Raw genomic sequence first — 23,945 nt, 5'->3', positions numbered from 1 at the left:
TAGGGCACTCGCAGGTCAATTAGCTCACACTCGCTCAAGGATCATGGCAATGCCCTGACCCACGCCAATACACATCGTACACAGCGCATAACGTCCATTGCGTCGTTCCAGCTCCAGCGTTGCGGCCAGCGCTAACCGCACACCGCTCATCCCCAGCGGGTGACCTAAAGCGATAGCCCCCCCATTGGGATTCACGTGTTCTGCGTCATCTGCCAGTCCAAGCTGTCTCATCACACCCAACGCCTGGGCGGCAAAGGCTTCATTCAGCTCAATCACATCCATATCGTTGATATTCAGCCCGGCGCGCTCCAGCACTTTTCGTACCGCAGGAACTGGCCCAAGACCCATGTACTTCGGTTCAACGCCCGCGGTCGCCATGGCGACAATGCGTGCACGCGGCGTTAGTCCCTGGGCCTTTATGTGTTGCTCGCTGGCTACGATCATTGCTGCCGCGCCGTCGTTCACCCCAGAGGCATTGCCTGCGGTGACCACGCCGTTCTTACGAAACGGTGTTTTCAGTTGTGCGAGTTGCTCCAGCGTGGTTTCTGCACGCGGATGTTCATCTTCACGTACTGCGCTAACTGCCCCTTTCTTGCCAATGATTTGTACCGGCACAATTTCCTGCGCCAGAATGCCGTCACACTGGGCTTTCGCCGTGCGCTGCTGGCTGCGATACGCAAAGGCGTCCTGGTCCTCTCGGCTTATATTTAACAATTCAGCTACATTCTCCGCCGTTTCGGGCATGCTGTCAGTTCCGAATTGTTGCTGCATGAGCGGGTTCACAAAACGCCAGCCAATGGTGGTATCAAACATCTCTGCCTGACGCTGAAACGGCGCGGTCGCTTTGCCCATTACAAACGGCGCGCGTGACATTGACTCAACACCACCGGCGATCAGCAGATCGGCATCACCGGCTTTGATCGTGCGAGCAGCGAAGCCGATCGCATCAAGCCCGGAGCCGCACAGACGGTTGATGGTCGTGCCGGCAACGCTGTGCGGATAATCCGCCAGCAGGGTCGCCATATGCGCCACGTTGCGGTTATCCTCGCCCGCCTGGTTGGCGCAACCGAAGATCACATCGTCAATAGCGCTGGGATCCAGGCGTGGATTGCGGTTGAGTAATTCACGCAACGGGATGGCCGCCAGATCGTCGGCACGCACGCCTGCCAGCGCCCCGCCGTAGCGACCAATCGGGGTACGAATACCGTCACAAATAAATGCGTCACGCATTAGACTTCTCCTGTAATCGTGCCACCGATGCGGTGAGATTTGCCGCGAAACAGGGCCACGGTTTTGTGTTGCTGATTGACAATTTCAATGTAGTAAACGCCAGTGAGTTTGCCTTGCTGCTTAACCCGCGCGGTGGCGGTCAGTTTGTCACCTGCAAAGGCCGGACGCAGAAAGTCGATACTGGCTGCTGAGGCTACTGCTGCCAGTCCCTGACTGTTGCAGGCGTAAGCAAAGGCAGTATCCGCCAGCGAAAACAGTTGCCCGCCGTGACAGGTCTGATGGCCATTCAGCTGCGACGGCGACACGGTCATGGTCATCTGCGAATAACCGTCGTCCATCTCAATAATTTCAATCCCCAGCGCCTGCGCGCAGGTGTCTTTCACATACATGGCGCGGGCGTTGCGCCAGGCTTCATTACTCATGACGCATCTCCATCAGCACTTTCTGGCGCAGCAGCGCACTCGGGCGATAGCGTTCTTCGCCATAGTGCTGTTGTAGGTTTTCCAGCAGACGCAGCACACGTCCCCAGCCGAGCGAGTCGCCCCAGGCCAGCGGCCCGTGCGGGTAGTTAACCCCCAAGCGCATGGCGATATCGATATCCTCGGCGCTGGCGACTCCTTTTTGCAGCGCATCCAGCGCTTCGTTCGCCAGCATCGCTACCGTGCGCCATACCAGCAGCCCTGGGTAGTCGGCAATACGCAGCACTTTTTTGCCCTGCTGCTGGAAGTAGTACACCGCTTTGTCGGTGGCTGAAGCCGGGTTGGTTGGTGCGCTTGCCAGCACGACGGTGTCGCCCACAGCATGGTCATACACCACAACCGGGCGCTGGTGCTGCACGCTTAAGGCCAGCGCGGTTTCACCGGTTGTTTCAAGGAGCAGCACATCATCCAGTTCAGTGACAACGTCACGCTTGATATTTTTTGCTGCATTTTCAGGCGCTACCGCTGCAACAGCCAGTTCAGGCGATACTTCAGCAGGCCAGCAATAGACGCCGTGGCCGCTCTTCTTGCCCAGACGCCCCGCCAGAGCGAGCTCCTGTTGCAGCAAAGACGGTAGAAAACGGCGGTCCTGCCAGAAGGCGTTAAACACCGAACAGGTCACGGCAAAATTGACGTCCTGACCAATCAAGTCGGTCAGCGCCAGCGGTCCCATCGGGAAGCCGCCGCCGTCACGCAGCGCCGCATCAATCACTTCCGCTGACGCAACCTGTTCTTCCAGCGCGCGCCAGGCTTCAGCGTAGTACGGACGCGCCACGCGGTTGACGATAAAACCCGGCGTTGAGCGGCAGCGCACCGGCTGCTTGCCCCAGGCGATTACGCACTGGCAAAGCAGCTCGACTACCTCAGTTGAGGTGGCAAGGCCGCTCACCACTTCCACCAGTTTCATCACCGGTGCCGGGTTAAAGAAGTGCAGCCCCGCCACACGTTCCGGATGCTTCACTCCCGCCGCAATTGCGGTAATTGAGATCGACGAGGTATTACTGGTCAGCAGCGTTGACGGCAAACAGATCTCCGCCAACTGACTGAACAGCGCTTTTTTAATTTCCAGCCGCTCGGAAGCGGCTTCAATCACCAGTTGTGCATCGGCAAGCTGATTCAGTTCAGTCGCGGGTACGATTCGTGCCAGCAGCTCAATGGCCTGTTCCGCACTAATTTTTCCACGACCAACACGAACGTCGAGTCGCTGGCGAATACCCTCAATGGCGCGAGTAATCGCCTCAGCGGAAATGTCATACAGCAGGACCGAATGCCCGGCGCTGGCAGCCACCTCGGCAATGCCTGCACCCATTGTTCCGCCGCCGATCACGGCAACGCGGTGAAGAGTTTTCGTCATGGCTTATTTCCCGCTGAACTGTGGTGGGCGTTTGCCGAGAAAGGCGCTGACCCCTTCGCGATAGTCGTCGCTGCGACCGGCCATGCGCTGGTAGTCGCGCTCAAGCTCAAGCTGCTGATCCAGCGTGTTGGTTTCGGAAAGCTGCAAGGCTTTCTTAATCAGCCCCAGGCCATAGGTCGGCTGCGTCGCGAAACGGCGCGCCATGGTCAACGCGGTATCTTTCAACTCGGCATCGTCGACCACTTGCCAGATCATGCCCCACTGCGCGGCCTGTTCGGCGCTGAGGTTATCGCCAAGCATCAGTAAGCCGACGGCGCGAGCGCGACCGGCTACGCGCGGCAGCACCCAGCTTCCGCCGCAGTCCGGCACCAGGCCGAGCTTGCTGAAGGCCATGACAAACTTCGCCGAGCGTGCGGCGAGGACGATGTCGCAGCCCAAGGCCAGTGTGGCACCGGCACCAGCGGCAACGCCGTTGACGGCACAGATAACCGGCTTCGGCAGCGCGGCTAAGCGGCGCACCAGCGGGTTGTAGAAGCGTTCCACCGACATGCCCAGATCCGGCGCGGGGCCGCTCGGGTCAACGTTACGGTCGTTCAGATCCTGTCCGGCGCAAAACCCGCGTCCGGCACCGGTGATCAGCAGGCAACGAATGGCGTCGTCGCGCTCGGCCTGTTTCAGGCAGTCGGCGAGCTGCTGGTGCATCACGTCGTTAAAGCTGTTGAGTCGGTCCGGGCGGTTCAGGGTGATAGTCATCACGCCCTGCTCCACTTCGCTGAGAATAAATGCGTCCACGATTAGCGTCCTTTAAATTCCGGTGTGCGTTTTTCTAAAAAGGCGCTGACGCCTTCACGACGATCTTCGGTGCCGCTCAGCAGCGTAAACAGCTGACGTTCCTGCACCAGACCGGCCTGGAGACCCACTTCTTGCGCAGCGCGTAGAGACTGTTTTGCCGCCCGCAGCGCCAGCGGTGAGTGACGGGCGATGGTCGCCGCCAGCTTGAGCGCGTATTCATCGGAGAGGTTCGCCGGGTGGATGTCACTCACCAGCCCGGCCTGTTGCGCTCGTTCTGCATCAATGCTTTCACCGCCCAGCACCATTCGGCTGGCCAGCGCTTTGCCAACACAACGGATAAGCCGCTGCGTACCGCCCGCCCCTGGCATGGTGCCGAGAGTAATCTCCGGCAGACCAAAGCGCGCGTTATCCCCGGCAATCACCAGGTCGCACAGCAGCGCCAGCTCGCAGCCCGCGCCCAGTGCGTAACCGTTAACCACCGCGATCAACGGCTTGTTGAAGGCATCAATACGTGCCCACAGGCGTGGGCGAATATCGTCGAAAGTGGCGGGCAGATCTTTTTCCGCCATTTCATTAAGATCGGCCCCGGCGGCGAAATAGCTCGGGTTACCGCCAATCACGCAAACGCTGATGCTGGCGTCCGCCGCCGCGCTTTCCAGCGCGTCAGCAATCTGCGTTAGCAGCGCATTGTTCAGTGCATTTCGCGCCTGCGGACGGTTCAGAGTCAGTTGCAGTACACGGTCGTGACGGGAAATCAGCAGTTCGCTCATGCCATCCCCCGCGCATCGAAGTCGACCACTACGTCACCGCTGGTTGGCAGCGCCTGGCAGCTCAGCACATAGCCCGCCGCCAGTTCATCGGCTTCAAGGCTGTAGTTGGCGGCCATCGCCACCTCGCCACTGACCACCTTGCATTTGCAGGTGGCGCACACGCCGCCTTTACAGGCGAACGGCAGGTCAGCGCCCTGGCGCAGCGCGGCGTCGAGAATGCTGTCATCTTCCGCATTCAGTGAAATCAGGCGATCGCGCCCATCCTGACGAAGGGTGACCGTGCGGCCTTCCGCCTGGATGCCGGTGGCGTGTTTCACGCTGGTCCCCGGCGTATTAAAACGCTCAAGGTGAATGGATTTTTCCGCTATACCCAGTTCACGCAGTGCCACTTCGGCTTCATCCATCATCGCCGATGGGCCACAGATAAAGGCGTCATCAAAGCGGCTGAAATCGAGCAAGTTTTTGCCCAGCGCACGCAGTTTGTCGCCGTCAATACGACCCTGTAGCAGATCGCTGTCCATCGACTCCTGACTGAACAGGTGCACCACCTGTAAACGCTGCGGATAGCGGTCTTTCAGATCGGCCAGCGCCTGACGGAACATCATGCTGTGGCTGCTGCGGTTGCCGTAGATCAGCGTGAACTGGCTGGCCGGTTCGGTCGTCAGCGTCGCTTCAATAATCGCCATCATCGGCGTAATGCCGGACCCGGCGGCAATCGCCAGATATTCGGCTTCGCGCTCGGCCTGCGGCTGGTAGCCAAAATGGCCTTGCGGCACCATCACTTCCAGCGTCATACCCTGCTGGATATCCTGCTGGGCATAGCGGGAGAAACGCCCACCGTCGATAGCTTTAACCGCGACGCTAATTTCCGACGGCGAGCGGCTGCGACAAATGGAGTAACAACGACGCAGCTCTTCTCCACCGAGGTGAGCTTTCAGCGTCAAATGCTGGCCCGGTCGAAAGGCGTAGTCATTACGCAGCGCGTCAGGAATGGTGAAAGTGATGGTCACCGCATCGCGCGTTTCCGCTTCGACGTTGGCCACGGTAAGCGAATGAAATGTTGTCATCGCAACCTCAAATACATTTAAAGTAATCAAAGGGTTCGCGGCAGCTGTCGCAGCGATATAACGCTTTACAGGCCGTGGAACCGAATTCGCTAATCAGCGAGGTATGGGTGCTGGCGCAGCGCGGGCACTGTACGTCAGTTGGCATTTCGGCATGACAGGCGTGGGCCTGCGGCGGGCTGATACCATACTGGCGCAGGCGTTCGCGGGCGTCCGGGCTCATCCAGTCAGTGGTCCACGGTGGGTCAAGCTGCAGGACGATATGTACTGGCGTATAGCCGCGCTCCGCCATCACCGCGCGAATTTCACCCAGTAGATGCTCGGTGGCCGGGCAGCCGGAGTACGTCGGCGTAAAGCCGATTACCCAGCCGTCGCCGCAGCGCTCAACGCTGCGTACCATGCCGAGATCGGTGATGGTCAGCACCGGCACTTCCGGATCGGAAATCGCACTTAACAGCCCCCAAACGGTGTGCACCTCTGGCGGTGCGATCGCGGTAAGACGTTGCATAGCCCCCCCCTGCTACCACTGCTGCCCAGGATACGCACGCTGCAAGTACTGCATCTCGGCCAACATCGGCCCGAGATGTTCGCTGTGTAGCCCCTGCTTACCGCCGTTGCGAAACGCCGCCTCTTGCGGAACGTGTAAACCAGAATCAATCAGCGCAGTGTGTACCGTCGTTTGCCATTCGGTTTGCAGTTCCCGCGGATCGACGGCAATGCCCTGCCTGGCCAGAGCGATCTCCAGTTCGTCGGCAAGGAACAATTCGCCGGTATAACGCCACAGATTGTCCACCGCCTTCTGCATCAGTTGCGCGGAGTAGTCAGTACCATTCCCCAGTCGCTCCAGCCAGCCGCGGCTGAAGCGCAGGTGATAACGCACTTCTTTCAGTCCTTTGGCAGCGATAGCCGCAATCTGCTTATCGCGGCTGTTAACCAAACGAGTGAACAGCGCCACGTGCCAGACGTCGATAAAGAACTGGCGAGCGATCGTGTCGGCAAAGTTGCCGTTAAGCTGTTCCACCAGCAACAGGTTGCGGAACTGACGCTCATCACGACCAAAAGCCAGCGTGTCTTCGTCGCCGCTACCCGCCAGTTCGGCTGCGTAGCTGAGGAAGTTGCGCGCCTGCCCCAGCAGGTCGAGGCCGATATTAGCCAGCGCCAGATCAATCTCCAGCTCCGGCGCATGGCCGCACCAGGCACCCAGACGCTGAGCCAGCACCAGGCCGTTATCGCCCAGACGCAGGGCATAGGTTGCAACGGGATTCAGGTTATTCATCGTTGCCTCACATATGTTCCATGCCGTCCGGCACGGTGTAGAACGTGGGATGGCGATAGACTTTGCTCTCCGCCGGGTCGAAAAATTCACCGCGTTCCTCCGGCTGTGACGCAACAATTTCGCTGGCTTTCACCACCCAGAGGGAGCAGCCTTCGCTGCGGCGAGTATAGGCATCGCGGGCATTTTCCAGCGCCATCTGGTCATCGGCGGCATGCAGACTGCCAACGTGACGGTGCGATAACCCCTGTTTGCTGCGGACAAAAACTTCGTATAACGGCCAGTATGTTTTGCTCATGACTCTCTCCTTACGCCGCGTCGCGGGCCTGTTGCTTTTCGGCGTGCGCCAGTGCGGCCTCGCGCACCCATGCCCCTTCTTCCCAGGCCTTACGCTTTGCGCCCAGACGTTCGTGGTTGCAGACACCACGACCGTTGATGACCTCATTAAATTCCTGCCAGTCGATCTCGCCGAATCGATATTTCCCCGTCGCTTCATCAAGCTGTAGGTCGGCGTCCGGCACGGTCATACCGAGGATTTCTACCTGCGGGACCGTGTTATCAACAAAGCGCTGACGCAGTTCGTCGTTGGAGTGCAGTTTGATTTTCCACGTCATGCTGCGGGCGCTGTTCGGTGAGTTGTCGTCGTTCGGGCCAAACATCATCAGCGCAGGCCACCAGAAACGGTTGATGGCGTCCTGCAGCATCTGACGCTGTTCCTCGCTACCGGTAGCCAGCGCCATACACGCTTCGAAGCCCTGACGCTGATGGAAGCTCTCTTCTTTGCAGATTTTGACCATCGCCCTGGCATACGGGCCGTAGGAGGTACGACACAGCGCCACCTGGTTAACAATCGCCGCGCCATCGACAAGCCAGCCGATCACACCGATATCCGCCCAGCTCAGAGTTGGGTAGTTGAAAATGGAGGAGTATTTCATCTGGCCGTCGAGCATCTTCTGGTACAGATCTTCACGCGCGCAGCCCAGTGTTTCCGCCGCGCTGTAGAGGTACAGTCCGTGTCCGGCCTCGTCCTGTACTTTTGCCAGCAGAATGGCCTTACGCCGCAGCGTGGGTGCGCGGGTTATCCAGTTGCCTTCCGGCAACATGCCGACAATTTCCGAGTGCGCATGCTGGCCAATCTGGCGGATCAGCGTCTTACGGTATGCGTCCGGCATCCAGTCCTGCGGCTCGATGGCCGTTTCCTGCGCGATGCGCTGGTCAAAGCGTTGTTCTTCTGTCACGTCATCACCTTATGATTCCGATAATTTCAACAAATCAATATTTTTGAATCACTTTGTTTTATAAAAGTTACATCTTGGTTAAATAAAACCACAAATTTTGTTTGCTGGTTTTGCGATACTTGTCGCAAATGGTTTTTATTTATCCATTAATAACAGATAGATAACCAATGAAGGTAAAGTGTTCGCGATCTCATTGTTAATAAATTATTAAAATCTCGCTTGCATTTTGTGATTCATAAAAGAACTATTTAAAGAGATATTACGGAACACATCTGGAGATTAACGATGCAGCAGTTAGCCAGTTATTTATCCGGTGCCTGGCAGACAGGCCGGGGCCGCACCCGCACCATCCACCACGCCCTTACCGGTGAAGCGCTTTGGGAAGTGACAAGCGTTGGACTGGATATGGCGCAGGCGCGCCGCTTTGCTATTGAGCACGGCGGCAAAGCGTTACAGGCAATGAGTTTTATTGAGCGCAGCGCGATGCTAAAAGCGGTGGCGAAGCATTTAATGGAACTGAAAGCCGATTTCTATGCCATATCCGCGCAAACCGGGGCAACGCGCGGTGACAGCTGGGTCGATATCGAAGGCGGCATTGGCACGCTTTTCACTTATGCCAGTCTCGGTGGCCGCGAGCTGCCGGACGATACGCTGTGGCCGGAAGACGAACTGATCCCGCTGTCCAAACAGGGCGGTTTTGCCGCACGCCACGTGCTGACCTCCAAATCCGGTGTTGCGGTGCATATCAACGCCTTTAACTTCCCCTGCTGGGGTATGCTGGAGAAGCTGGCGCCAACCTGGCTTGCCGGGATGCCAGCCATTATCAAACCTGCAACCGCCACCGCGCAGCTCACTCAGGCAATGGTGAAAGCGATTATCGACAGTGGCCTGGTACCGAACGGCGCAATTAGCCTTATCTGTGGCGGCGCGGGTGACCTGCTCGATCACCTCGACAGCCAGGATGTGGTGACTTTTACCGGTTCTGCTCATACCGGGCAGCAGTTGCGCGTGCACCCCAACCTGGTGGCTAAATCGGTTCCATTCACCATGGAAGCGGATTCACTCAACTGCTGTGTGCTTGGTGATGACGTCACCCCAGAACAGCCTGAGTTTGCATTGTTTGTACGTGAAGTCGTGCGCGAGATGACGACCAAAGCCGGGCAGAAATGTACCGCTATCCGCCGCATTATCGTGCCACAGGCGCAGGTGAAAGCAGTCAGCGAGGCGCTGATTACCCGTCTGCAAAAAGTGGTAGTGGGCGATCCGGCGCAGGAAGGCGTGAAGATGGGGTCGCTGGTGAATAACGATCAGCGTCAGGACGTGCAGGATAATGTGAATCGTCTGGTTGAAGCCGGGTGTGAGGTGCTGCTGGGCGGAAAAGCAGATCTGAGCACGGCTGGGGCTTTCTTCCCGCCAACGCTGCTGTTTTGTCCGCAGCCGGATGAAATTGCCGCGGTACATGCAATTGAAGCCTTTGGTCCGGTCGCCACGCTGATGCCGTATCAAAATACCGGGCATGCCATGACGCTGGCGCGCGCCGGTGAAGGCAGTCTGGCAGGAACGCTGGTGACGGCGAGCGGCGAACTGGCGCGAGAGTTTATCCTCGGTGCGGCCCGCGCCCACGGGCGTATTCAGGTGCTGAACGAAGAGTCCTCGGCGGAATCGACCGGTCACGGCTCTCCGCTGCCACAGCTGGTCCACGGCGGGCCTGGACGTGCAGGCGGCGGTGAAGAGCTGGGCGGTCTGCGTGCGGTGAAACACTACATGCAACGCACCGCCATTCAGGGCAGCCCAACCATGCTCGCGGCGGTAAGCCAACAGTGGGTGCGTGGCGCTCGGGTAGAGGAAGATCGTATTCACCCGTTTCGTAAATACTTCGAAGAGATCCAGCCGGGCGACAGCCTGCTGACGCCACGTCGTACACTGACCGAAGCGGATATCGTTAACTTTGCCTGCCTCAGCGGTGACCACTTCTACGCCCATATGGACAAGATTGCAGCAGCCGATTCCATTTTCGGCGAGCGCGTGGTGCACGGTTACTTCCTGATTTCCGCCGCCGCCGGTCTGTTTGTTGACGCGGGCGTCGGTCCGGTGATTGCCAACTATGGCATGGAAAACCTGCGCTTTATCGAACCGGTTAAGCCGGGCGACACTATCCAGGTGCGTTTAACCTGCAAACGCAAAACAGTGAAACGTCAGCGCAATGCCGAAGAAAAAGCGACCGGCGTGGTGGAGTGGTCGGTGGAGATCTTTAATCAGCACCAGCAGGCGGTGGCGCTGTATTCCATTCTGACGTTGGTTGCGCGTCAGCATGGGGATTTCCCGGCGTAAGATTCCGGTGTAGGTTCGCTCGATCAGGCTTGAAACAAAAAGCAAAAAGCCTGCTTAGTTTCCTGAGCAGGCTTCTTAAATATGGCTCCTCTGACTGGACTCGAACCAGTGACATACGGATTAACAGTCCGCCGTTCTACCGACTGAACTACAGAGGAATCGTTGTGGAGGCTTATCTTAGCGGCGAAAAAAATTTTGTCAAACCCCATTTCCTCGAATGCGAATCAATTGATGCTTCTCTCGACAGTTTGTTGCATTTACAGACATTTTAAATAGAAAAAACTTTGCAGCTTTTTTGATTCTCCCTCATCATTTGAAATGAGGTTTCAACTTTCTTCGTTAAGGTCCACTTTGAACGTCTCCGCTGCCTTACGCCAGGTCGCTTCCCGCACGCCCTGGTATGCCAAACGCAAGAGTTATAAGGTTCTCTTTTGGCGCGAAATCACTCCGCTGGCTGTCCCCATTTTTCTGGAAAACACCTGTGTGCTATTGATGGGTGTTCTCAGTACCTTCCTGGTCAGCTGGTTGGGAAAAGAAGCGATGGCCGGTGTCGGACTCGCCGACAGCTTTAATATGGTCATCATGGCATTTTTCGCCGCCATCGATCTGGGCACCACCGTGGTTGTAGCATTTAGCCTCGGGAAACGAGATCGTCGACGGGCCAGAGCCGCGGCCAGACAATCACTGGTGATCATGACAATTTTTGCTACCGTTCTGGCAGCTGTCATTCACTATTTTGGTCAACAGATTATTGACGTTGTCGCAGGTGAAGCAACGCCAGACGTTAAAGCTTTGGCACTCACCTATCTGGAGCTGACGGTGCTCAGCTACCCGGCGGCAGCCATTGCGCTGATCGGCAGTGGCGCACTACGTGGAGCCGGAAATACAAAAATACCGTTGTTGATTAACGGCGGCATGAACATCCTGAATATCATCATCAGTAGCATCCTGATTTACGGGATCTTTTCCTGGCAAGGTCTGGGATTTGTGGGAGCAGGCCTGGGACTGACCATTTCGCGCTACATCGGGGCGATTGCCATCATCTGGGTACTGATGATTGGTTTTAACCCCGCGCTGCGAATTCCCTTCAAAAGCTATTTTAAGCCACTCAATCTCGCCATTATCTGGGAGGTGATGGGGATCGGCATTCCGGCAAGTATCGAGTCAGTGCTGTTCAATGGCGGTAAACTTTTGACGCAGATGTTTGTTTCAGGCATGGGAACCAGCGTTATCGCCGGGAATTTTATTGCATTTTCTATCGCCGCGCTTATCAACTTACCGGGGAATGCTTTAGGTTCCGCGTCGACAATCATTACCGGCAGGCGTCTGGGAAATGGTCAGATTGCCCAGGCTGAAATCCAGCTGCGGCATGTATTCTGGCTGTCGACGATCGGCCTGACGGCAATTGCCTGGCTAACCGCTCCTTTCGCCGGAGTGATGGCCTCATTTTATACCCACGATCAGGATGTAAAAGAGGTCATAGTCATCCTGATTTGGCTCAACGCAGCATTTATGCCGATATGGGCTGCATCCTGGGTGTTACCAGCAGGCTTTAAAGGTGCGCGAGATGCACGTTTTGCTATGTGGGTATCGATGCTGGGCATGTGGGGCTGCCGCGTAGTCGCGGGTTACACCCTGGGTATCGTATTAGGATGGGGCGTTGTCGGCGTTTGGTTAGGTATGTTCTTCGACTGGGCCGTACGCGCCGCGTTATTTTACTGGCGTATGGTCACCGGACGCTGGCTGTGGAAATACCCGCGCCCCGAACGCGAAAAGTGCATAAAACAACCGGTTGCGTCTGAATAAGCGGCGAAATGGGGAATATTTCAGCAAACGATCGCATTTATCTATTCAGGCTTTGACAACGCTGAGCGGCATCGCTAATATTCGCCTCGTTCAAACGATTCCTCTGTAGTTCAGTCGGTAGAACGGCGGACTGTTAATCCGTATGTCACTGGTTCGAGTCCAGTCAGAGGAGCCAAATCCCTGTTTTCAGGCGTGCTTATAAGTCCCTATTCAATTAGGTTTCAATAAGTTAGCGTGAAAATCTTTCCCGATGCGTATCTGGTTTTCCCTGCGCATCCGGCGAAATTGGTGGTCTGATTTGGGGTCATTTCAGTTCGATAATGGAGTGACCACCATATGTCCCTGTCCGACGCGAAAATCCGCAGTATCAAGCCTTCTGATAAACCCTTTAAACTGACCGATTCTCAGGGTCTGTATCTGCTTGTCAATCCGGGCGGTTCACGCCTCTGGTATCTCAAATATCGCTTCAACCGAAAAGAATCCCGCATCGCACTGGGTGCCTATCCGCAGGTCTCGCTTTCCGACGCCCGCCAGCAGCGCGACGGTATCCGTAAGCTACTGGCGCAGAATATCAATCCCGCACAACAACGCATGACTGAAAAAGCCGCCGCGTCACCGGAAAAATGCTTTGAGGCCGTTGCGGTGGCATGGCACAAAACCAATAAAAAATGGTCGGCTGACTATGCAGAGCGCATCCTCGCCAGTATGAAAAATCATATCTTTCCGGCAATCGGTCATCTGCCCGTCACTCTGCTGAAAACGCAGCATTTCACGGCGTTACTGAAAGTTATCGAGGATAAAGGCTTTCTGGAAGTCGCATCCCGTACCCGGCAGCAACTCTGCAACATCATGCGTTACGCCGTTCAGCAGGGACTGACCGAAAACAACCCGGCGCTGCATCTGGAAGGCGTCACCGCGCCGCCGGTTAAAAATCACTATCCCGCCCTGCCGCTGGAGCGGTTGCCCGAATTGTTTGAACGCATTGGCGACTATCAGCAGGGACGGCAGCTTACGAGGCTGGCGGTGGTGCTGATACTCCATCTGTTTATTCGCTCCAGTGAACTGCGCTTCGCACGCTGGAGCGAGTTTGATTTCAGACACAAAATCTGGACCATCCCCGCCACACGCGAGGCAATCGACAAAGTTCGTTTTTCAGGTCGTGGCGCTAAGATGCGTACTCCGCATATTGTCCCGCTATCTCAACAGGCTATCGCTATTCTGAAGCAAATAAAAGAAATCTCCGGCCATCTGGAATTGGTCTTTCCCGGCGACCATAACCCGTATAAACCAATGAGTGAAAATACCATCAACCGGGCGCTTCGTCTGATGGGGTACGATACTAAAATCGACGTCTGTGGACATGGCTTCCGCGCGATGGCCTGTAGTGCGCTGGTTGAATCTGAACTCTGGTCGCGGGATGCCGTAGAGCGGCAAATGAGTCATCAGGAACGCAACAGCGTCCGGGCAGCGTATATCCACCGTGCTGAACATCTCGATGCACGCAAGGACATGATGCAGTGGTGGTCAGACTATCTGGACGTGAGCCGCGAAGGATACATTGCCCCGTATATTTATGCGCGGCGGCATAAGGCAGCCTGAGCCAGTAGCAGTATAATTTGTTAAAAATGAAAAAGCAGATCCTGATTGAATTCGGATCTGCTTTTTGCATTGAAAGGATTTATCTTCAATTTTTGGGTTATTAATCGGAAAGCGTACAAAATTATTCGACGTAGAATAATTTTGTACGAAAACCTATCAATATATTACGAATCAATAGGCAAATAACGAAAATTATTCACAGTGAATAATTTCAGGCGATAACAGCCAGACAATCTGCACCAGAACCTGATTTGCCAATACGCCACAACTGCACCAGTTCAATGCCATCGTTTACCTGCACCAGTCCGCCGTCACCTGCCTGTGTCAGAACTGCGCCAGATACTGCGGGATAAGCATCGAACTGCTCCAGTTAAGGCCCTTTCAGCCTTTTGGCCTTTTCCGGTCTGGCGCTGTTACCCTTAACCACCCTTTACCTTTATCTGACCTTTTTCCTTTTGCTGGCGCAATCATCAGCAAAAATACCGTAATGCTGCACCAGAATCCTGTTAATAGGTTATACCGTTCGTAAGTACCGCTATTAAGAGGAAACCGTACAAAAAATTTCTACGTAGAAATTTTTTTGGTGGATAACGATGAATAAAGGGTATTTTATAATGTGATGGCTATCAAAAATCGACCATCCAAACTTAATCAATTGATTTATAATTAATAATCATGAAGTTAATAGTCGATAATTATTGTTCCTGTCAGTATTGATAGGAAAGCGTACAAAAAATTTTGCCCCCAAAATTTTTTGTACGAAAACCGATGAATAACTCGATCTTTTCAAGGCAACAACTATCAGTCAGTATCCCTTCGCCCGTAAACCTGCGCCACATACCGTCCGCGCCCGTCGCCGTGACCCAAATCCATCGCCGTCATTGCCAGCGCTTCCTTCTCACAAAATCCCTGCGCCAGATAATAACTAATGGCATCCTGCGCCCACGCATAGCGCTGCGAATGCGGGGAATATGCGCCCGTTAAGCCGAGACGTGCCGCCTGGCTGTGCCAGTATTTCATCGCACTTTTCAGATCCGGCTTATCTATCAGCCTGCCGTGACGATCTTCTGCTACGGTCAGCGCATTATCCAGTGCTTTTCTGACTGCGACAGCATCAAGAATAATCGTCTCACGGGGCCGCCCGCCTTTGGTGCCAAACACCACGGTTAAGCGGGTGTTTCCACGATCCAACGCCTGCCGCCACGTTTTCAGCGACTGTACGCTCTGCACCGCCTCCTGCGAACGTAATCCCATCAGCCTTGAGAGTTCCAGCGCTGCCGCCATCCCCGGATCTTTTGCGCGGGCTGTCTCCAGTACGTCACGATAGTGCTCCGGCGTGATCGCCAGCTTCGTACCGTTACGGGATGCGCCGGACAATCCCAGAGAACGGTTGTTCAGCCGCTCACTCTGCGCCAGCCTGTCGCGCCCGGCCTGTTTCAGAATGCAGCGCACTGCCGCCATCTCGTTTTGCAGGGAACGCTTCGTGATGCCCTGCGCCAGTCGCTCGCGGACATAGCCTTCAATATGCCGTGCCTTAAGCTGCTCCACCCGGCGGATCTGCGCATTTTGCGCCAGCACCAGACGCTCACAAAACCGCTGCGCCAGCTTAATGCGGTCGTGAACGGTTTTATGGCTGCCGCCAGCCTGCTGTGCAAGACGCTTCATTTCCTGCTCCAGAATCCCCATATTTTCCCCTTTTCATGATTGCCGCAAACTCATCTCCAAAAAACCAACACTGGTACAGCTCTCCCCGGCGCACAGGCCGATAGCCCCTGTTTTTTTGTCGGGGCTGCGAACGATACCTGAGCGCCGGGGCGGCAGCCGTTGAGGTGTGGTGGGGCTTCGGTTGTGCTCTCTGAGCAGCCGCCCGCTTGCGCGGGTTATCCCCCGGATCGTCCAGATCCGCCTCGGTATCGGTTCATGTTCTCCTTATGGGTAAAATGGCCTGAAAAGGCGGTGTCAGAATCCAGCCATGAGCTGGCGCAGTTGAGTTATCTGGTGCAGGTCGAAAGGGCTGCGTGCGTCACTTTCCCGCTCTGCGCGGTTAAAGTGACGCACTGGCACTGGTGCAGTGTTTTAAACATCGCAGTCTGGTGCAGTTTTACGGCCACGCGGCAGCAAATGCCTGCCGGCAATGCAGGCCGCAGCCCGTAAGGTAAATGACGCTGAGGGTGTCAGCAGTACAGGTTAGCCGGGAGAATTCCGGCGCGGTACAGATTCAGACCAGCAGGCTGGCGCAGTAAAGGACATATCGTGTGAAAACTCAGGCCTCCGTCGCGATGTTCTGCGACCCGGTGTTTGCAAAGGCCTGCACCGGTAAACGGATCAACCGTCCTGATAACAGGCGCTTCTTTCAGGTTGTGAAGCGTGGCGCTGTCAACGACAGCATAGGGCAAGGGGGAGACTACGCCAGTGCCGCTGACGCGGAAAGGAGAAACTGTTTTTACCTGCAAAAGGATTTTTAATCACATGTCGTTAAAAAAATGAGGGCGCTGTATATGACAGCGCCCTCGTTCAGGTTACATAAAAAACATCAGCTCAGAATGGCTTCCAGTCGGGCCAGCACTTCATTCACGACAGCGTCGGGTATGCGCTCCAGTCGCTTACCATTTCGGGCTCCCATATCAATGGTTCTGGGCTGGTCGCAGCGGATCACGCCCGTTGTTTTTGTTCCCGCCCCGTCCAGTGAAACGGTAAAACCGGCTTCGCGAGCAAAGTTTCCGCCGCTGGTCACAGGGACAACAACGGGCAACCGGGTGAACGTGTTAAATGATGCCTTCGATACGATAAGCACCGGACGTTTTCCGCTTTGCTCGTGGCCGGCAATCGGATCCAGTGAAACAAGCCAAATTTCCCCTCTGTCCATCTACAGGATCTCCTTGCCCACCGCAGGCGCATCAATCCATTCCCGACCCTCTTCGCTTATTTCAGCGTGCGGATCGCACTGCGCCAGCAGTTCTTCGAGCGAATAACGGGGACGTTTTTGAGGTTCAATAATCAGGCAGCCATTATCAATGGTCATGCCCACTTCGCTGTCCGTCGACAGCTCCAGCGTTTTCAGCACGGCGGGAGGAACCGCCAGCATGATGGATCCGCCAACCTTTTTCAGACGAGTGATATACATAGAGCACCTCCGGATATTATATTTTAATATAACATCTGCGGCGGGAGATGCACAATTATTCATCAGGTTCATTGTGATTTCCTTTGCGTAATAAAGCGTGGAGAAAGCCTTAATCCATCGGAAGACAGATCCGGCAGTTTTCAAAGGCGACATTGCCGGTAAAACGGCAACCGTCCTGATACATCAGGCGCTTCTTTCAGGTCATGAAGCATTTCGTACAGGCGGGAGCTTAGTGCGTAACAAAGAAGGCCGATAATAGAAAACTGTTTTTGCAGTTTAAAGGATTATGACGGATCGAATAAACGAAATGCGGCGCAGCTTCCGTATCCGGGCTGCGCCGGAGGGATATCAGCGGTAGCGCGAAGGCCAGATTTGCTCAGGCGCGATGCCTAACGCTTCCGCTATCAATCTTTCGCCTTTGGGCCAGCGGCGGTTAAGGGCATTGGTCAGTGTGGAGGACGCCAACCCGGCGTTACGGGAAACCGCCGCCAGCGACGTTCCCCGCTTCTTCAGCGTCGCAATAATGTCGGCGGGATGCCAGTCCTGTTGCGTCATGCCATCACCTCGTCAATAAATTTCACACCTTCAGATGTGCGGAGCCAGCGCGGGGCTTTCATTTCCGCAGCGAAATAGTTGATCAGGTCATACAGCAGGCAGCTAAGGTGCTTCTCCATTTCAGAGTAAAAGCCTTGCCCTGCCAACATCTGCGTCAGGGCGAGGCAGTAGCGGCAAAGCTCCGTACATTCAGGCTCGAAACGGGAAGTGATCGCAGGGAGAGTGTCAACGGTCAGGCTTTCAACCAGATGGGGTGGAACAGGCTCTAACAGGGTGGGTTGCAGCAGCGTCAGACAAGTGTTGATTCTGCCGCAGAGCGCCATTTTCAGTGTGGGATCGTTGCTTTCAATCAGGGTTTCGGCGAAGTTTTCGCAGTGATTGGCCAGTACGGTAAAATCCGTAGCGGCGCTGAAAGGGACGGAAAGTAACTCACCGGGTGACTTAATGAAAGATGGAGTGAAATCTGGCATAAATGCCTCCGTGAAATTTTTTTGAGATGACCACATAAAGTGGTGCCGGGAGGCTCAAAACGGCTTCACGAAACCGCGGACTTATTCCCCCAAAGGGTGTTGTATTAGTCGCCCTCCCGACTTTGATCGGGCAGCATACCCCCTCCGTCCTTACGGACGGAGGGTATAAAAAAGCCAACACTGACGGGGTTGGTTTTGGCCGCGTGAAAGAGGTTTTGAGTCCTCGTTTGCTAGGATATCAACGATTAGGGACTCACGGCAAGAGGGCTTGAGGAATATTACTGACATTCATACAATAAAAATATCATTAAATTGTCATTTATATGAATTCTGACTCTTCCTGAAGCCAATATTACAAAAGGTATCACTCAGGAAAACTGTCCCCATAAACTGGATCGACTACAATTATTCGTTGCTAAGTTTAAAAGTAGAGAGAAAAGGTTGTATATATTGGGATTTGTTCGCATTACTTATTGCCCACAAGCTCTCTAATTATAGAGAACTGTCAAAAAAATTATATATCCATTACTAACCCTTCGTAAATAATGAGTAATATAAACATTCTAAATGCAATATCTTTGGCATAATTTACAAAATTAAAAAGGCACATTATATTAAAATAACATGCCTTACAATTTATTATTCAGATAATGTCCGAACACACTTCTTGCCATCAGGATCTATATCTATTAGAGTGTATTTATATTTACCGCCTAAGTTGCCTAGTACTTTGCTCAAGTTAGCAGTATCAGTTTTATGCCGTGTATCTTTTGATATACACATAATAATCTGTTTCTTCGTTAAAGACGCATATTTCAGTAAGGCAGACATACTCTCAACATTCATAGCATGTTGTCCAGGTTCATCCATGACCAAGAACCCAGGATGATTTTTAGATGATTCTAGTAATGTCAGATAAAAAGCCCATTGAGCACGGATAAAATCGCTTGCAGACGAACTAAGTCTAATAGGTTGAACATTCCCTCGAATAATAACAACTGGAAGCAGTCTTGATGGGGGTTTATTCTGTATAGTTATATGATTTATATCGTTGCTTGTATAAAAGAAATATTCCTTGCTTAATAACCGTTTAAATCCACCAATATAATTAGATATCTTTACATTATCTCGCTCGTCAGAAATTTTTAAGGAGCTTTTTTCATCTTTAATTTCTGACAATTCCACTAATATATCTTTAAGTTCCTTTTTTATTCTACTGAAATCATCTAAAAGTCTGTTGCACTCGTTTATTTTTTGGCCTGTAGTTATTTCATTAAATATAAGGGTCCTGATATTTTTATCTTGAGATGATGAGATATCTTTTCTTAGATTTTTAATCTCTTCTTTCTTAAGAAAAATTTCTTTTGACAAAAAAGAACTCACGTCATTAAAATTAGAGTCCAATTCCTTATATTTTCTTATATAAATATCATATAAGTTTCGTTGACTTTTAAGAAAGCTTATCGAATCTTTTAAACTAACCTTGGAGCTATCAATTTTCAGTCTTGATTCAACATCTAACTCATGATCACATACAGGGCATAGAATGAGATCTTCAGCATCAGGCATAAATCTATCCAATTTTATAGCACTATCTAACCTCTCAATCTCAATATCAATCTTTTTAATTTCCTCAAGGTAGCCATCTATTTTTCTCTGTTCCTTTATTTTTTCATTGTTTATAGCTCTCAACTGTCTATTCAATAATGTGATTTCTGACTGTAATTTTAACTGAGAGTTTTTAATATTATCTGGAGTATTAGAATTCTCTTCATTTTTTATTTTCTTAATAATATCAGAACGTTCACCAACTAGATTTGATATGTAATCTTTTAGATCAATCCAATCTCTTTTTTCTTCAGATATGACGCTCAATGATGATAATGAGACTCCTTTTAGATCATTCTTTATTAAATCAGGATAAACACCTCTCAAAGAAAACCCTTGTGAAGTTGCTCGCTCACTAATTTTTGTATATCTCATTCCCCATTCATCTTTTATATTTTTTTCACGCTGTAGTAAAATATCTTTTCTTATTTCATTATCTAAGCTTTCTAGTTGCAACAAGAACTCAACAAGTTTTTGTTTTGCATCTTTAATTCCAAAGTTTGGCATCTGTGCAAAAAAATCAGACCATCCCTTTGTTTGTTCAATAAGAGCACAAGGAAATACATTCTGTAGGTATAAACTTTTACCTTGGTCTAAAGCATCTTCATGAACCGTTGGTAATGTAATACCTAAAAATAAGGTTAACCAATTATAAAAGCCTTCGGGTCTATCATGATCCCCTCCAGAATGTAAGTAATATGAGGATGTACTACCATTTTCTATCACTATAATTTTATTACAACTTTCATTGTTAAAACTTTTTATATATCTCTTTAATGTTGCTTCACGAGTTTCATTTTTTATAATCAGTTCCGCATAGGAATTTGTAACCTGTAGAGTATTATTATCGTATTCAAACTCTTCAAACAAACTTTTATCAAGAACTAAACTCCTATTTCCCCCCAGTAACTGCTCCATCCCTAAACAATAATAAATACATGAGACTATCGTTGACTTTCCACTTGAATTTTGCCCCGTTATAATATTCAAACCACTGCTAAAACCATAACAGAAACCGAACCTTGTAGCATGATGCTTTACATCTATAAGAACCTTTATTTGCTTTATTTCCATGTTCTCACCAAATTAGTTTTTGATTATCTAATTTTTTCAAAGTTAACGAATACGCCAATCTTTGAGCAGATATATTTATTTCTGAAAACAAACCTTCATTTATCATCTCTTCGACGTAACTATTCCCATTTTCCGTCATATGAAATTCTAATCCCGTAGATTTCCTTTGGAATGAAAGAAGTCCATAAGAACATAACATGACTAACAAGGGTTTTAATAAAGGATTGATATTCCATGTGGATACATACTCATGATCTGTTAGGATTGTATTATTCATGACACAATCAAAGGAAAAATTAATATAATTAATTCTAACTGATTTACATCTACCTCTTACAGCATGGTATATGATGAACATTATAATTGCCGAATAGATCTCATTTGTATTAAAACTACTAGCCAAGACTCTTTTATTTTTTAGTTTTATTTCAATCATCATTTTCATCCATAAAATCTAAATCACAATTGGCAAGCCAAAAAGCAATGTCTCTGTTACAAAGCATATGAATATCATCATCAGATAACCCTAAAGGGCGCAGGGCTCCTGCTAATGTAGTGAAATAATCATCACTTATTTTATGATATCGATTATTGGCCTCAACTCTACTGGTAGCATAAAAAGTCATATCTTTATCACAAAAAGCTGAGTGAGCATATGAATATCCTTTTTCAAATTCAGGTGTAACCCTCATTTTTTCGCTATATAAATAATCACCTATCATAAGACCTCTGATTACTTTCCCTTTTACAACATCTAATTTGTTTTTATTATGCAAAACACCCAATTTTCTGTTGATATTATTAGCATACTCAATGTTTTTTGAGTCATTTTCCCATTCATCAATAGTAGAATCTAAAATTTCTTTTCTCATTATATTTACAGAATCTATTATTACATCACGACTATAATTATATTCACTATCATTATATGCTTTTAACGAAGACTCTAAACTTAAAAAACCATTAGCATTACTACACACTACTTTTGCCAACATTCCTTCATCAGGAATTGATGTTATAATACCGGTTAGGATTAAATACTGATGTGTCTTAAGAAAAACGCCAGCACCAGAAATGCCTTCCATTGCATTTGCTCCCCAATTTCCTGATGAATCACCTAATATATCCTTACTTACATTAAGTATAAAACACGAATCACCATGTTGTTCTACTTGCTCTTGAGAATATAGAATCGCAGGCATAGACATAGTTTTTGATTTAACTTTAGAAATTAAATCTGTTTCTGGTTTCAAAGTCCCTGAAAAAAACACAATAGTATTTAATTCATTAATACCACCAATTAGATAGAGTATTGCAATATCTTTTTCAGCACAAAATTTGCAGTCAGAAACTGAATAAATAGAACCGTTTTCATTTTTTATTTTAATTCTATGAAAACAATTATCCATATGAGAGACAGCTGTACTAATTACATGATATGCAGTGACTACCAATATATAATTCTCATTTTTAAAAATCACTGCACAACCTTTGAATTCATCATCAATGAAAACAAACGCCATAACATCTTTTATTTTATTAACTTGCGACATTATCATATGAACACCTCGGTAGATATTATTCTATGAATTTTTATACCCAACTCACTTTCATTAATAACATCAAAAGATGACGGATATTCATAGTTAAAATAGAAATAAACCTCTGTAAATCCTTTTGATCTGACACTAATTATTATTTTCGATAGAACTTCTGAGTCAGGATGGCTATACGGTCTACTGCCATCTGTTGATATGATGAATCTATTGCATGATATAAGATTAAGAAATTCAATAGTCGTATTATGCTTGCTGCCGTGATGAGATATTTTTATCAAATCAACATCTAGAACTTCGACTTTACGTGTAAGTAATATTTTTCTTAATGATTTTGATATAACACTAGGATGTGAATCCCCTAATAATATAATTCTCTTATCATTATATTCAGCTAGCAACGCTATTGAACTGGCATTTATGATATCCTTACATGGATTATTTTCAAATTCTTCCACCATGACATCAGACGTTACAGAAAAAGATTTTTTTCTTGCTGAGACTTGGTCATTAACAATATCGTGTTGGTATCGTCCATTATGGAACTCATTCCATTTTTCAGCTAAAATTTTAAGATGTTCATTATCAGGTGACAGAGCAAAAAAACTTGCCCCATCAACATTAAAATAATCACCAGAATTCATACTTTGTATATTTATTCTTAATTTTTTAACGCTTTCACTTAATAAACCTCCATGATGATAACCTACCTTGTCATCATTTTTATATCTTATTAATTCTGGAGTGTTAACAAAAAATCTTAAGTCAGGATGAAATGATTTTATTTCTGAATGGCTAAATATATGCAGAAAACCACCTATATGATCATAATCAATATGAGTAAGGACGAAAAAGTCAATATCTTTTATAGGAGGTAATAAAGGATTTCGATCTTTCCTTAAGGTGGCAGGGGTTCCACTATCAATGAGCATATGATGCTTTTTCCATGATAAAAGCAACGAATCACCTTTTCCAGCCTTAAGGACTAAAACTCGCATATCAATCTTCCTTGAAGAGATTTATATCAATAGCTACACATTGATTACACTAGAGTTTCCCATAAACATCCTAGCATCAAGTATTCATATTTACACTATGTACAAATAAACACTGTATTTATATACACTAAAATTAATAGCTATAGGAAATGGGCTTCTCTTTGATATGGAGGCTAAAGGCTTTGGGGAAAGCCCGAACTACATAAGTATATTTCAACGCAAAAAATTGCAGCTATGCTGTAGTAAGCATTCAATAGTAGGTGGTCATTCTGGTGGTCTTGACAACCCCAATTTTTAGGTTTAGCTTATCAATCAGCCAGTTAATGGCAAAGGCGATCCCAGTCAGAGGAGCCATATTTAAGAAGCCTGCTCAGGAAACTAAGCAGGCTTTTTGCTTTTCTGCGATCCCATTTGCCGGGTAAAGCGCTTCACTCCACATCCAGGCTTTTCCATACTGACGACGGGAGAATGTCCGTCTGCATATGCAAAATGTCTCTATGATCCAATTCGTTAACGTCATGGTTAAGTATCTTATCGTGCAACGACATCAAAATGAGACCCATACTTGCCCATGCCGATACTGCTGAAAGCAGCGCTAACCGCTTTATTAGTAATTCCACTGAG

Annotated in this window: 22 protein-coding genes and 2 tRNA genes; 5 read left to right on the top strand and 19 right to left on the bottom strand. The window is 50.0% G+C overall.

The annotated features are described in order from the left end of the window. Positions 1-24: 24 nt before the first annotated feature. Genes pcaF through paaA form a run of 10 tightly spaced genes read right to left on the bottom strand, consistent with a single transcriptional unit; the run spans position 25 to position 8,200 of the window. Positions 25-1,230, bottom strand: a complete 1,206-nt coding sequence (gene pcaF / locus OGX89_RS21470) for a 3-oxoadipyl-CoA thiolase (RefSeq protein WP_003832241.1) — start codon at positions 1,228-1,230, stop codon at positions 25-27. Continuing rightward, on the bottom strand, positions 1,230-1,652 hold the full coding sequence (gene paaI / locus OGX89_RS21465; protein WP_286561086.1) for a hydroxyphenylacetyl-CoA thioesterase PaaI: 423 nt from the start codon (positions 1,650-1,652) through the stop codon (positions 1,230-1,232). The genes pcaF and paaI overlap by 1 nt, the downstream gene beginning before the upstream one ends. Next, positions 1,645-3,063, bottom strand: a complete 1,419-nt coding sequence (paaH, locus tag OGX89_RS21460) for a 3-hydroxyacyl-CoA dehydrogenase PaaH (protein ID WP_126956035.1) — start codon at positions 3,061-3,063, stop codon at positions 1,645-1,647. The genes paaI and paaH overlap by 8 nt, the downstream gene beginning before the upstream one ends. A 3-nt stretch (positions 3,064-3,066) precedes the next feature. Continuing rightward, entirely contained in the window at positions 3,067-3,855 is a 789-nt protein-coding gene (gene paaG, locus OGX89_RS21455; RefSeq protein WP_126956033.1) for a 2-(1,2-epoxy-1,2-dihydrophenyl)acetyl-CoA isomerase PaaG, read from the bottom strand. 2 nt (positions 3,856-3,857) lie between these two features. Continuing rightward, the gene (paaF, locus tag OGX89_RS21450; protein WP_126956031.1) at positions 3,858-4,625 is read right to left on the bottom strand and encodes a 2,3-dehydroadipyl-CoA hydratase PaaF; all 768 of its coding nucleotides are present in this window, start codon (positions 4,623-4,625) and stop codon (positions 3,858-3,860) included. Further along, positions 4,622-5,692 carry a 1,2-phenylacetyl-CoA epoxidase subunit PaaE gene (paaE, locus tag OGX89_RS21445; protein WP_126956029.1) on the bottom strand — a complete coding sequence of 357 codons (1,071 nt, stop codon included), beginning with the start codon at positions 5,690-5,692 and terminating at the stop codon, positions 4,622-4,624. Before paaE ends, paaF begins: the two co-directional genes overlap by 4 nt. A gap of 7 nt (positions 5,693-5,699) precedes the next feature. Then, entirely contained in the window at positions 5,700-6,197 is a 498-nt protein-coding gene (gene paaD, locus OGX89_RS21440; RefSeq protein ID WP_063941442.1) for a 1,2-phenylacetyl-CoA epoxidase subunit PaaD, read from the bottom strand. Positions 6,198-6,209: 12 nt separating this feature from the next. Then, complete coding sequence (paaC, locus tag OGX89_RS21435) at positions 6,210-6,965, bottom strand: 1,2-phenylacetyl-CoA epoxidase subunit PaaC (protein WP_126956027.1); 756 nt, start codon at positions 6,963-6,965, stop codon at positions 6,210-6,212. Positions 6,966-6,972: 7 nt separating this feature from the next. Continuing rightward, positions 6,973-7,260, bottom strand: coding sequence for a 1,2-phenylacetyl-CoA epoxidase subunit PaaB (gene paaB, locus OGX89_RS21430; protein WP_003832229.1), 288 nt, complete (start codon positions 7,258-7,260; stop codon positions 6,973-6,975). Between the two features lie 10 nt (positions 7,261-7,270). Further along, on the bottom strand, positions 7,271-8,200 hold the full coding sequence (gene paaA, locus OGX89_RS21425) for a 1,2-phenylacetyl-CoA epoxidase subunit PaaA (protein WP_126956025.1): 930 nt from the start codon (positions 8,198-8,200) through the stop codon (positions 7,271-7,273). A 285-nt stretch (positions 8,201-8,485) separates the two neighbouring features. Between paaA and paaZ the strand changes: the two genes are divergently transcribed. Continuing rightward, a complete protein-coding gene (gene paaZ / locus OGX89_RS21420) occupies positions 8,486-10,531 on the top strand; it encodes a phenylacetic acid degradation bifunctional protein PaaZ (RefSeq protein WP_126956023.1) in 2,046 nt (681 codons plus the stop codon). A gap of 82 nt (positions 10,532-10,613) precedes the next feature. Here the strand turns inward: paaZ and OGX89_RS21415 are convergent. Continuing rightward, positions 10,614-10,689 (bottom strand) — tRNA-Asn (locus OGX89_RS21415). 160 nt (positions 10,690-10,849) lie between these two features. Here OGX89_RS21415 and OGX89_RS21410 point away from each other — a divergent pair. From OGX89_RS21410 to OGX89_RS21400, 3 genes are all read left to right on the top strand, one after another. Then, the gene (locus OGX89_RS21410; protein WP_003846749.1) at positions 10,850-12,337 is read left to right on the top strand and encodes an EmmdR/YeeO family multidrug/toxin efflux MATE transporter; all 1,488 of its coding nucleotides are present in this window, start codon (positions 10,850-10,852) and stop codon (positions 12,335-12,337) included. Positions 12,338-12,436: 99 nt separating this feature from the next. After that, positions 12,437-12,512 (top strand) — tRNA-Asn (locus tag OGX89_RS21405). A 161-nt stretch (positions 12,513-12,673) separates the two neighbouring features. Next, a complete protein-coding gene (locus tag OGX89_RS21400) occupies positions 12,674-13,936 on the top strand; it encodes a tyrosine-type recombinase/integrase (RefSeq protein WP_126956021.1) in 1,263 nt (420 codons plus the stop codon). An 801-nt stretch (positions 13,937-14,737) separates the two neighbouring features. On the opposite strand, the gene OGX89_RS21395 is transcribed toward OGX89_RS21400, so the two are convergent. Then, positions 14,738-15,622, bottom strand: a complete 885-nt coding sequence (locus tag OGX89_RS21395) for an integrase domain-containing protein (RefSeq protein ID WP_126956019.1) — start codon at positions 15,620-15,622, stop codon at positions 14,738-14,740. 569 nt (positions 15,623-16,191) lie between these two features. On the opposite strand from OGX89_RS21395, the gene OGX89_RS21390 reads away from it, so the two are divergent. Continuing rightward, positions 16,192-16,401: a hypothetical protein gene (locus tag OGX89_RS21390; protein WP_126956017.1), complete on the top strand. Its 210-nt coding sequence runs from the start codon at positions 16,192-16,194 to the stop codon at positions 16,399-16,401. 68 nt (positions 16,402-16,469) lie between these two features. Here the strand turns inward: OGX89_RS21390 and OGX89_RS21385 are convergent, their stop codons facing one another. The 7 genes from OGX89_RS21385 to OGX89_RS21355 form a co-directional block, all read right to left on the bottom strand. Further along, positions 16,470-16,802 carry a type II toxin-antitoxin system PemK/MazF family toxin gene (locus tag OGX89_RS21385; protein ID WP_061372072.1) on the bottom strand — a complete coding sequence of 111 codons (333 nt, stop codon included), beginning with the start codon at positions 16,800-16,802 and terminating at the stop codon, positions 16,470-16,472. Further along, a complete protein-coding gene (locus OGX89_RS21380; protein ID WP_126956015.1) occupies positions 16,803-17,060 on the bottom strand; it encodes an AbrB/MazE/SpoVT family DNA-binding domain-containing protein in 258 nt (85 codons plus the stop codon). It lies immediately after the preceding gene. A gap of 348 nt (positions 17,061-17,408) precedes the next feature. After that, positions 17,409-17,615, bottom strand: a complete 207-nt coding sequence (locus OGX89_RS21375; protein WP_126956013.1) for a helix-turn-helix domain-containing protein — start codon at positions 17,613-17,615, stop codon at positions 17,409-17,411. Beyond that, entirely contained in the window at positions 17,612-18,085 is a 474-nt protein-coding gene (locus OGX89_RS21370; protein WP_126956011.1) for a hypothetical protein, read from the bottom strand. The genes OGX89_RS21375 and OGX89_RS21370 overlap by 4 nt, the downstream gene beginning before the upstream one ends. 639 nt (positions 18,086-18,724) lie before the next feature. Continuing rightward, positions 18,725-20,767, bottom strand: a complete 2,043-nt coding sequence (locus OGX89_RS21365; protein WP_126956009.1) for a coiled-coil domain-containing protein — start codon at positions 20,765-20,767, stop codon at positions 18,725-18,727. A gap of 428 nt (positions 20,768-21,195) precedes the next feature. Continuing rightward, positions 21,196-22,320, bottom strand: coding sequence for a hypothetical protein (locus OGX89_RS21360; RefSeq protein WP_126956007.1), 1,125 nt, complete (start codon positions 22,318-22,320; stop codon positions 21,196-21,198). Positions 22,321-22,322: 2 nt separating this feature from the next. Next, a complete protein-coding gene (locus OGX89_RS21355) occupies positions 22,323-23,321 on the bottom strand; it encodes a ComEC/Rec2 family competence protein (protein WP_126956005.1) in 999 nt (332 codons plus the stop codon). Positions 23,322-23,945: the final 624 nt, after the last annotated feature.

This window comes from Citrobacter sp. Cpo103 (genome assembly GCF_030332605.1).
Classification (GTDB): domain Bacteria; phylum Pseudomonadota; class Gammaproteobacteria; order Enterobacterales; family Enterobacteriaceae; genus Citrobacter; species Citrobacter portucalensis.
The sequence above is the reverse complement of the archived record's forward strand: the minus strand, read 5'-3'. Positions and strand labels throughout refer to the sequence as shown.

What these genes read in the sequence shown, in the direction of transcription:
- pcaF (WP_003832241.1), bottom strand. Translation starts at nt 1,230, where the DNA reads ATGCGTGACGCATTTATTTGTGACGGTATTCGTACCCCGATTGGTCGC.
- paaI (WP_286561086.1), bottom strand. Translation starts at nt 1,652, where the DNA reads ATGAGTAATGAAGCCTGGCGCAACGCCCGCGCCATGTATGTGAAAGAC.
- paaH (WP_126956035.1), bottom strand. Translation starts at nt 3,063, where the DNA reads ATGACGAAAACTCTTCACCGCGTTGCCGTGATCGGCGGCGGAACAATG.
- paaF (WP_126956031.1), bottom strand. Translation starts at nt 4,625, where the DNA reads ATGAGCGAACTGCTGATTTCCCGTCACGACCGTGTACTGCAACTGACT.
- paaE (WP_126956029.1), bottom strand. Translation starts at nt 5,692, where the DNA reads ATGACAACATTTCATTCGCTTACCGTGGCCAACGTCGAAGCGGAAACG.
- paaD (WP_063941442.1), bottom strand. Translation starts at nt 6,197, where the DNA reads ATGCAACGTCTTACCGCGATCGCACCGCCAGAGGTGCACACCGTTTGG.
- paaC (WP_126956027.1), bottom strand. Translation starts at nt 6,965, where the DNA reads ATGAATAACCTGAATCCCGTTGCAACCTATGCCCTGCGTCTGGGCGAT.
- paaB (WP_003832229.1), bottom strand. Translation starts at nt 7,260, where the DNA reads ATGAGCAAAACATACTGGCCGTTATACGAAGTTTTTGTCCGCAGCAAA.
- paaZ (WP_126956023.1), top strand. Translation starts at nt 8,486, where the DNA reads ATGCAGCAGTTAGCCAGTTATTTATCCGGTGCCTGGCAGACAGGCCGG.
- OGX89_RS21410 (WP_003846749.1), top strand. Translation starts at nt 10,850, where the DNA reads ATGAGGTTTCAACTTTCTTCGTTAAGGTCCACTTTGAACGTCTCCGCT.
- OGX89_RS21400 (WP_126956021.1), top strand. Translation starts at nt 12,674, where the DNA reads ATGTCCCTGTCCGACGCGAAAATCCGCAGTATCAAGCCTTCTGATAAA.
- OGX89_RS21395 (WP_126956019.1), bottom strand. Translation starts at nt 15,622, where the DNA reads ATGGGGATTCTGGAGCAGGAAATGAAGCGTCTTGCACAGCAGGCTGGC.
- OGX89_RS21385 (WP_061372072.1), bottom strand. Translation starts at nt 16,802, where the DNA reads ATGGACAGAGGGGAAATTTGGCTTGTTTCACTGGATCCGATTGCCGGC.
- OGX89_RS21380 (WP_126956015.1), bottom strand. Translation starts at nt 17,060, where the DNA reads ATGTATATCACTCGTCTGAAAAAGGTTGGCGGATCCATCATGCTGGCG.
- OGX89_RS21375 (WP_126956013.1), bottom strand. Translation starts at nt 17,615, where the DNA reads ATGACGCAACAGGACTGGCATCCCGCCGACATTATTGCGACGCTGAAG.
- OGX89_RS21370 (WP_126956011.1), bottom strand. Translation starts at nt 18,085, where the DNA reads ATGCCAGATTTCACTCCATCTTTCATTAAGTCACCCGGTGAGTTACTT.
- OGX89_RS21365 (WP_126956009.1), bottom strand. Translation starts at nt 20,767, where the DNA reads ATGGAAATAAAGCAAATAAAGGTTCTTATAGATGTAAAGCATCATGCT.
- OGX89_RS21360 (WP_126956007.1), bottom strand. Translation starts at nt 22,320, where the DNA reads ATGTCGCAAGTTAATAAAATAAAAGATGTTATGGCGTTTGTTTTCATT.
- OGX89_RS21355 (WP_126956005.1), bottom strand. Translation starts at nt 23,321, where the DNA reads ATGCGAGTTTTAGTCCTTAAGGCTGGAAAAGGTGATTCGTTGCTTTTA.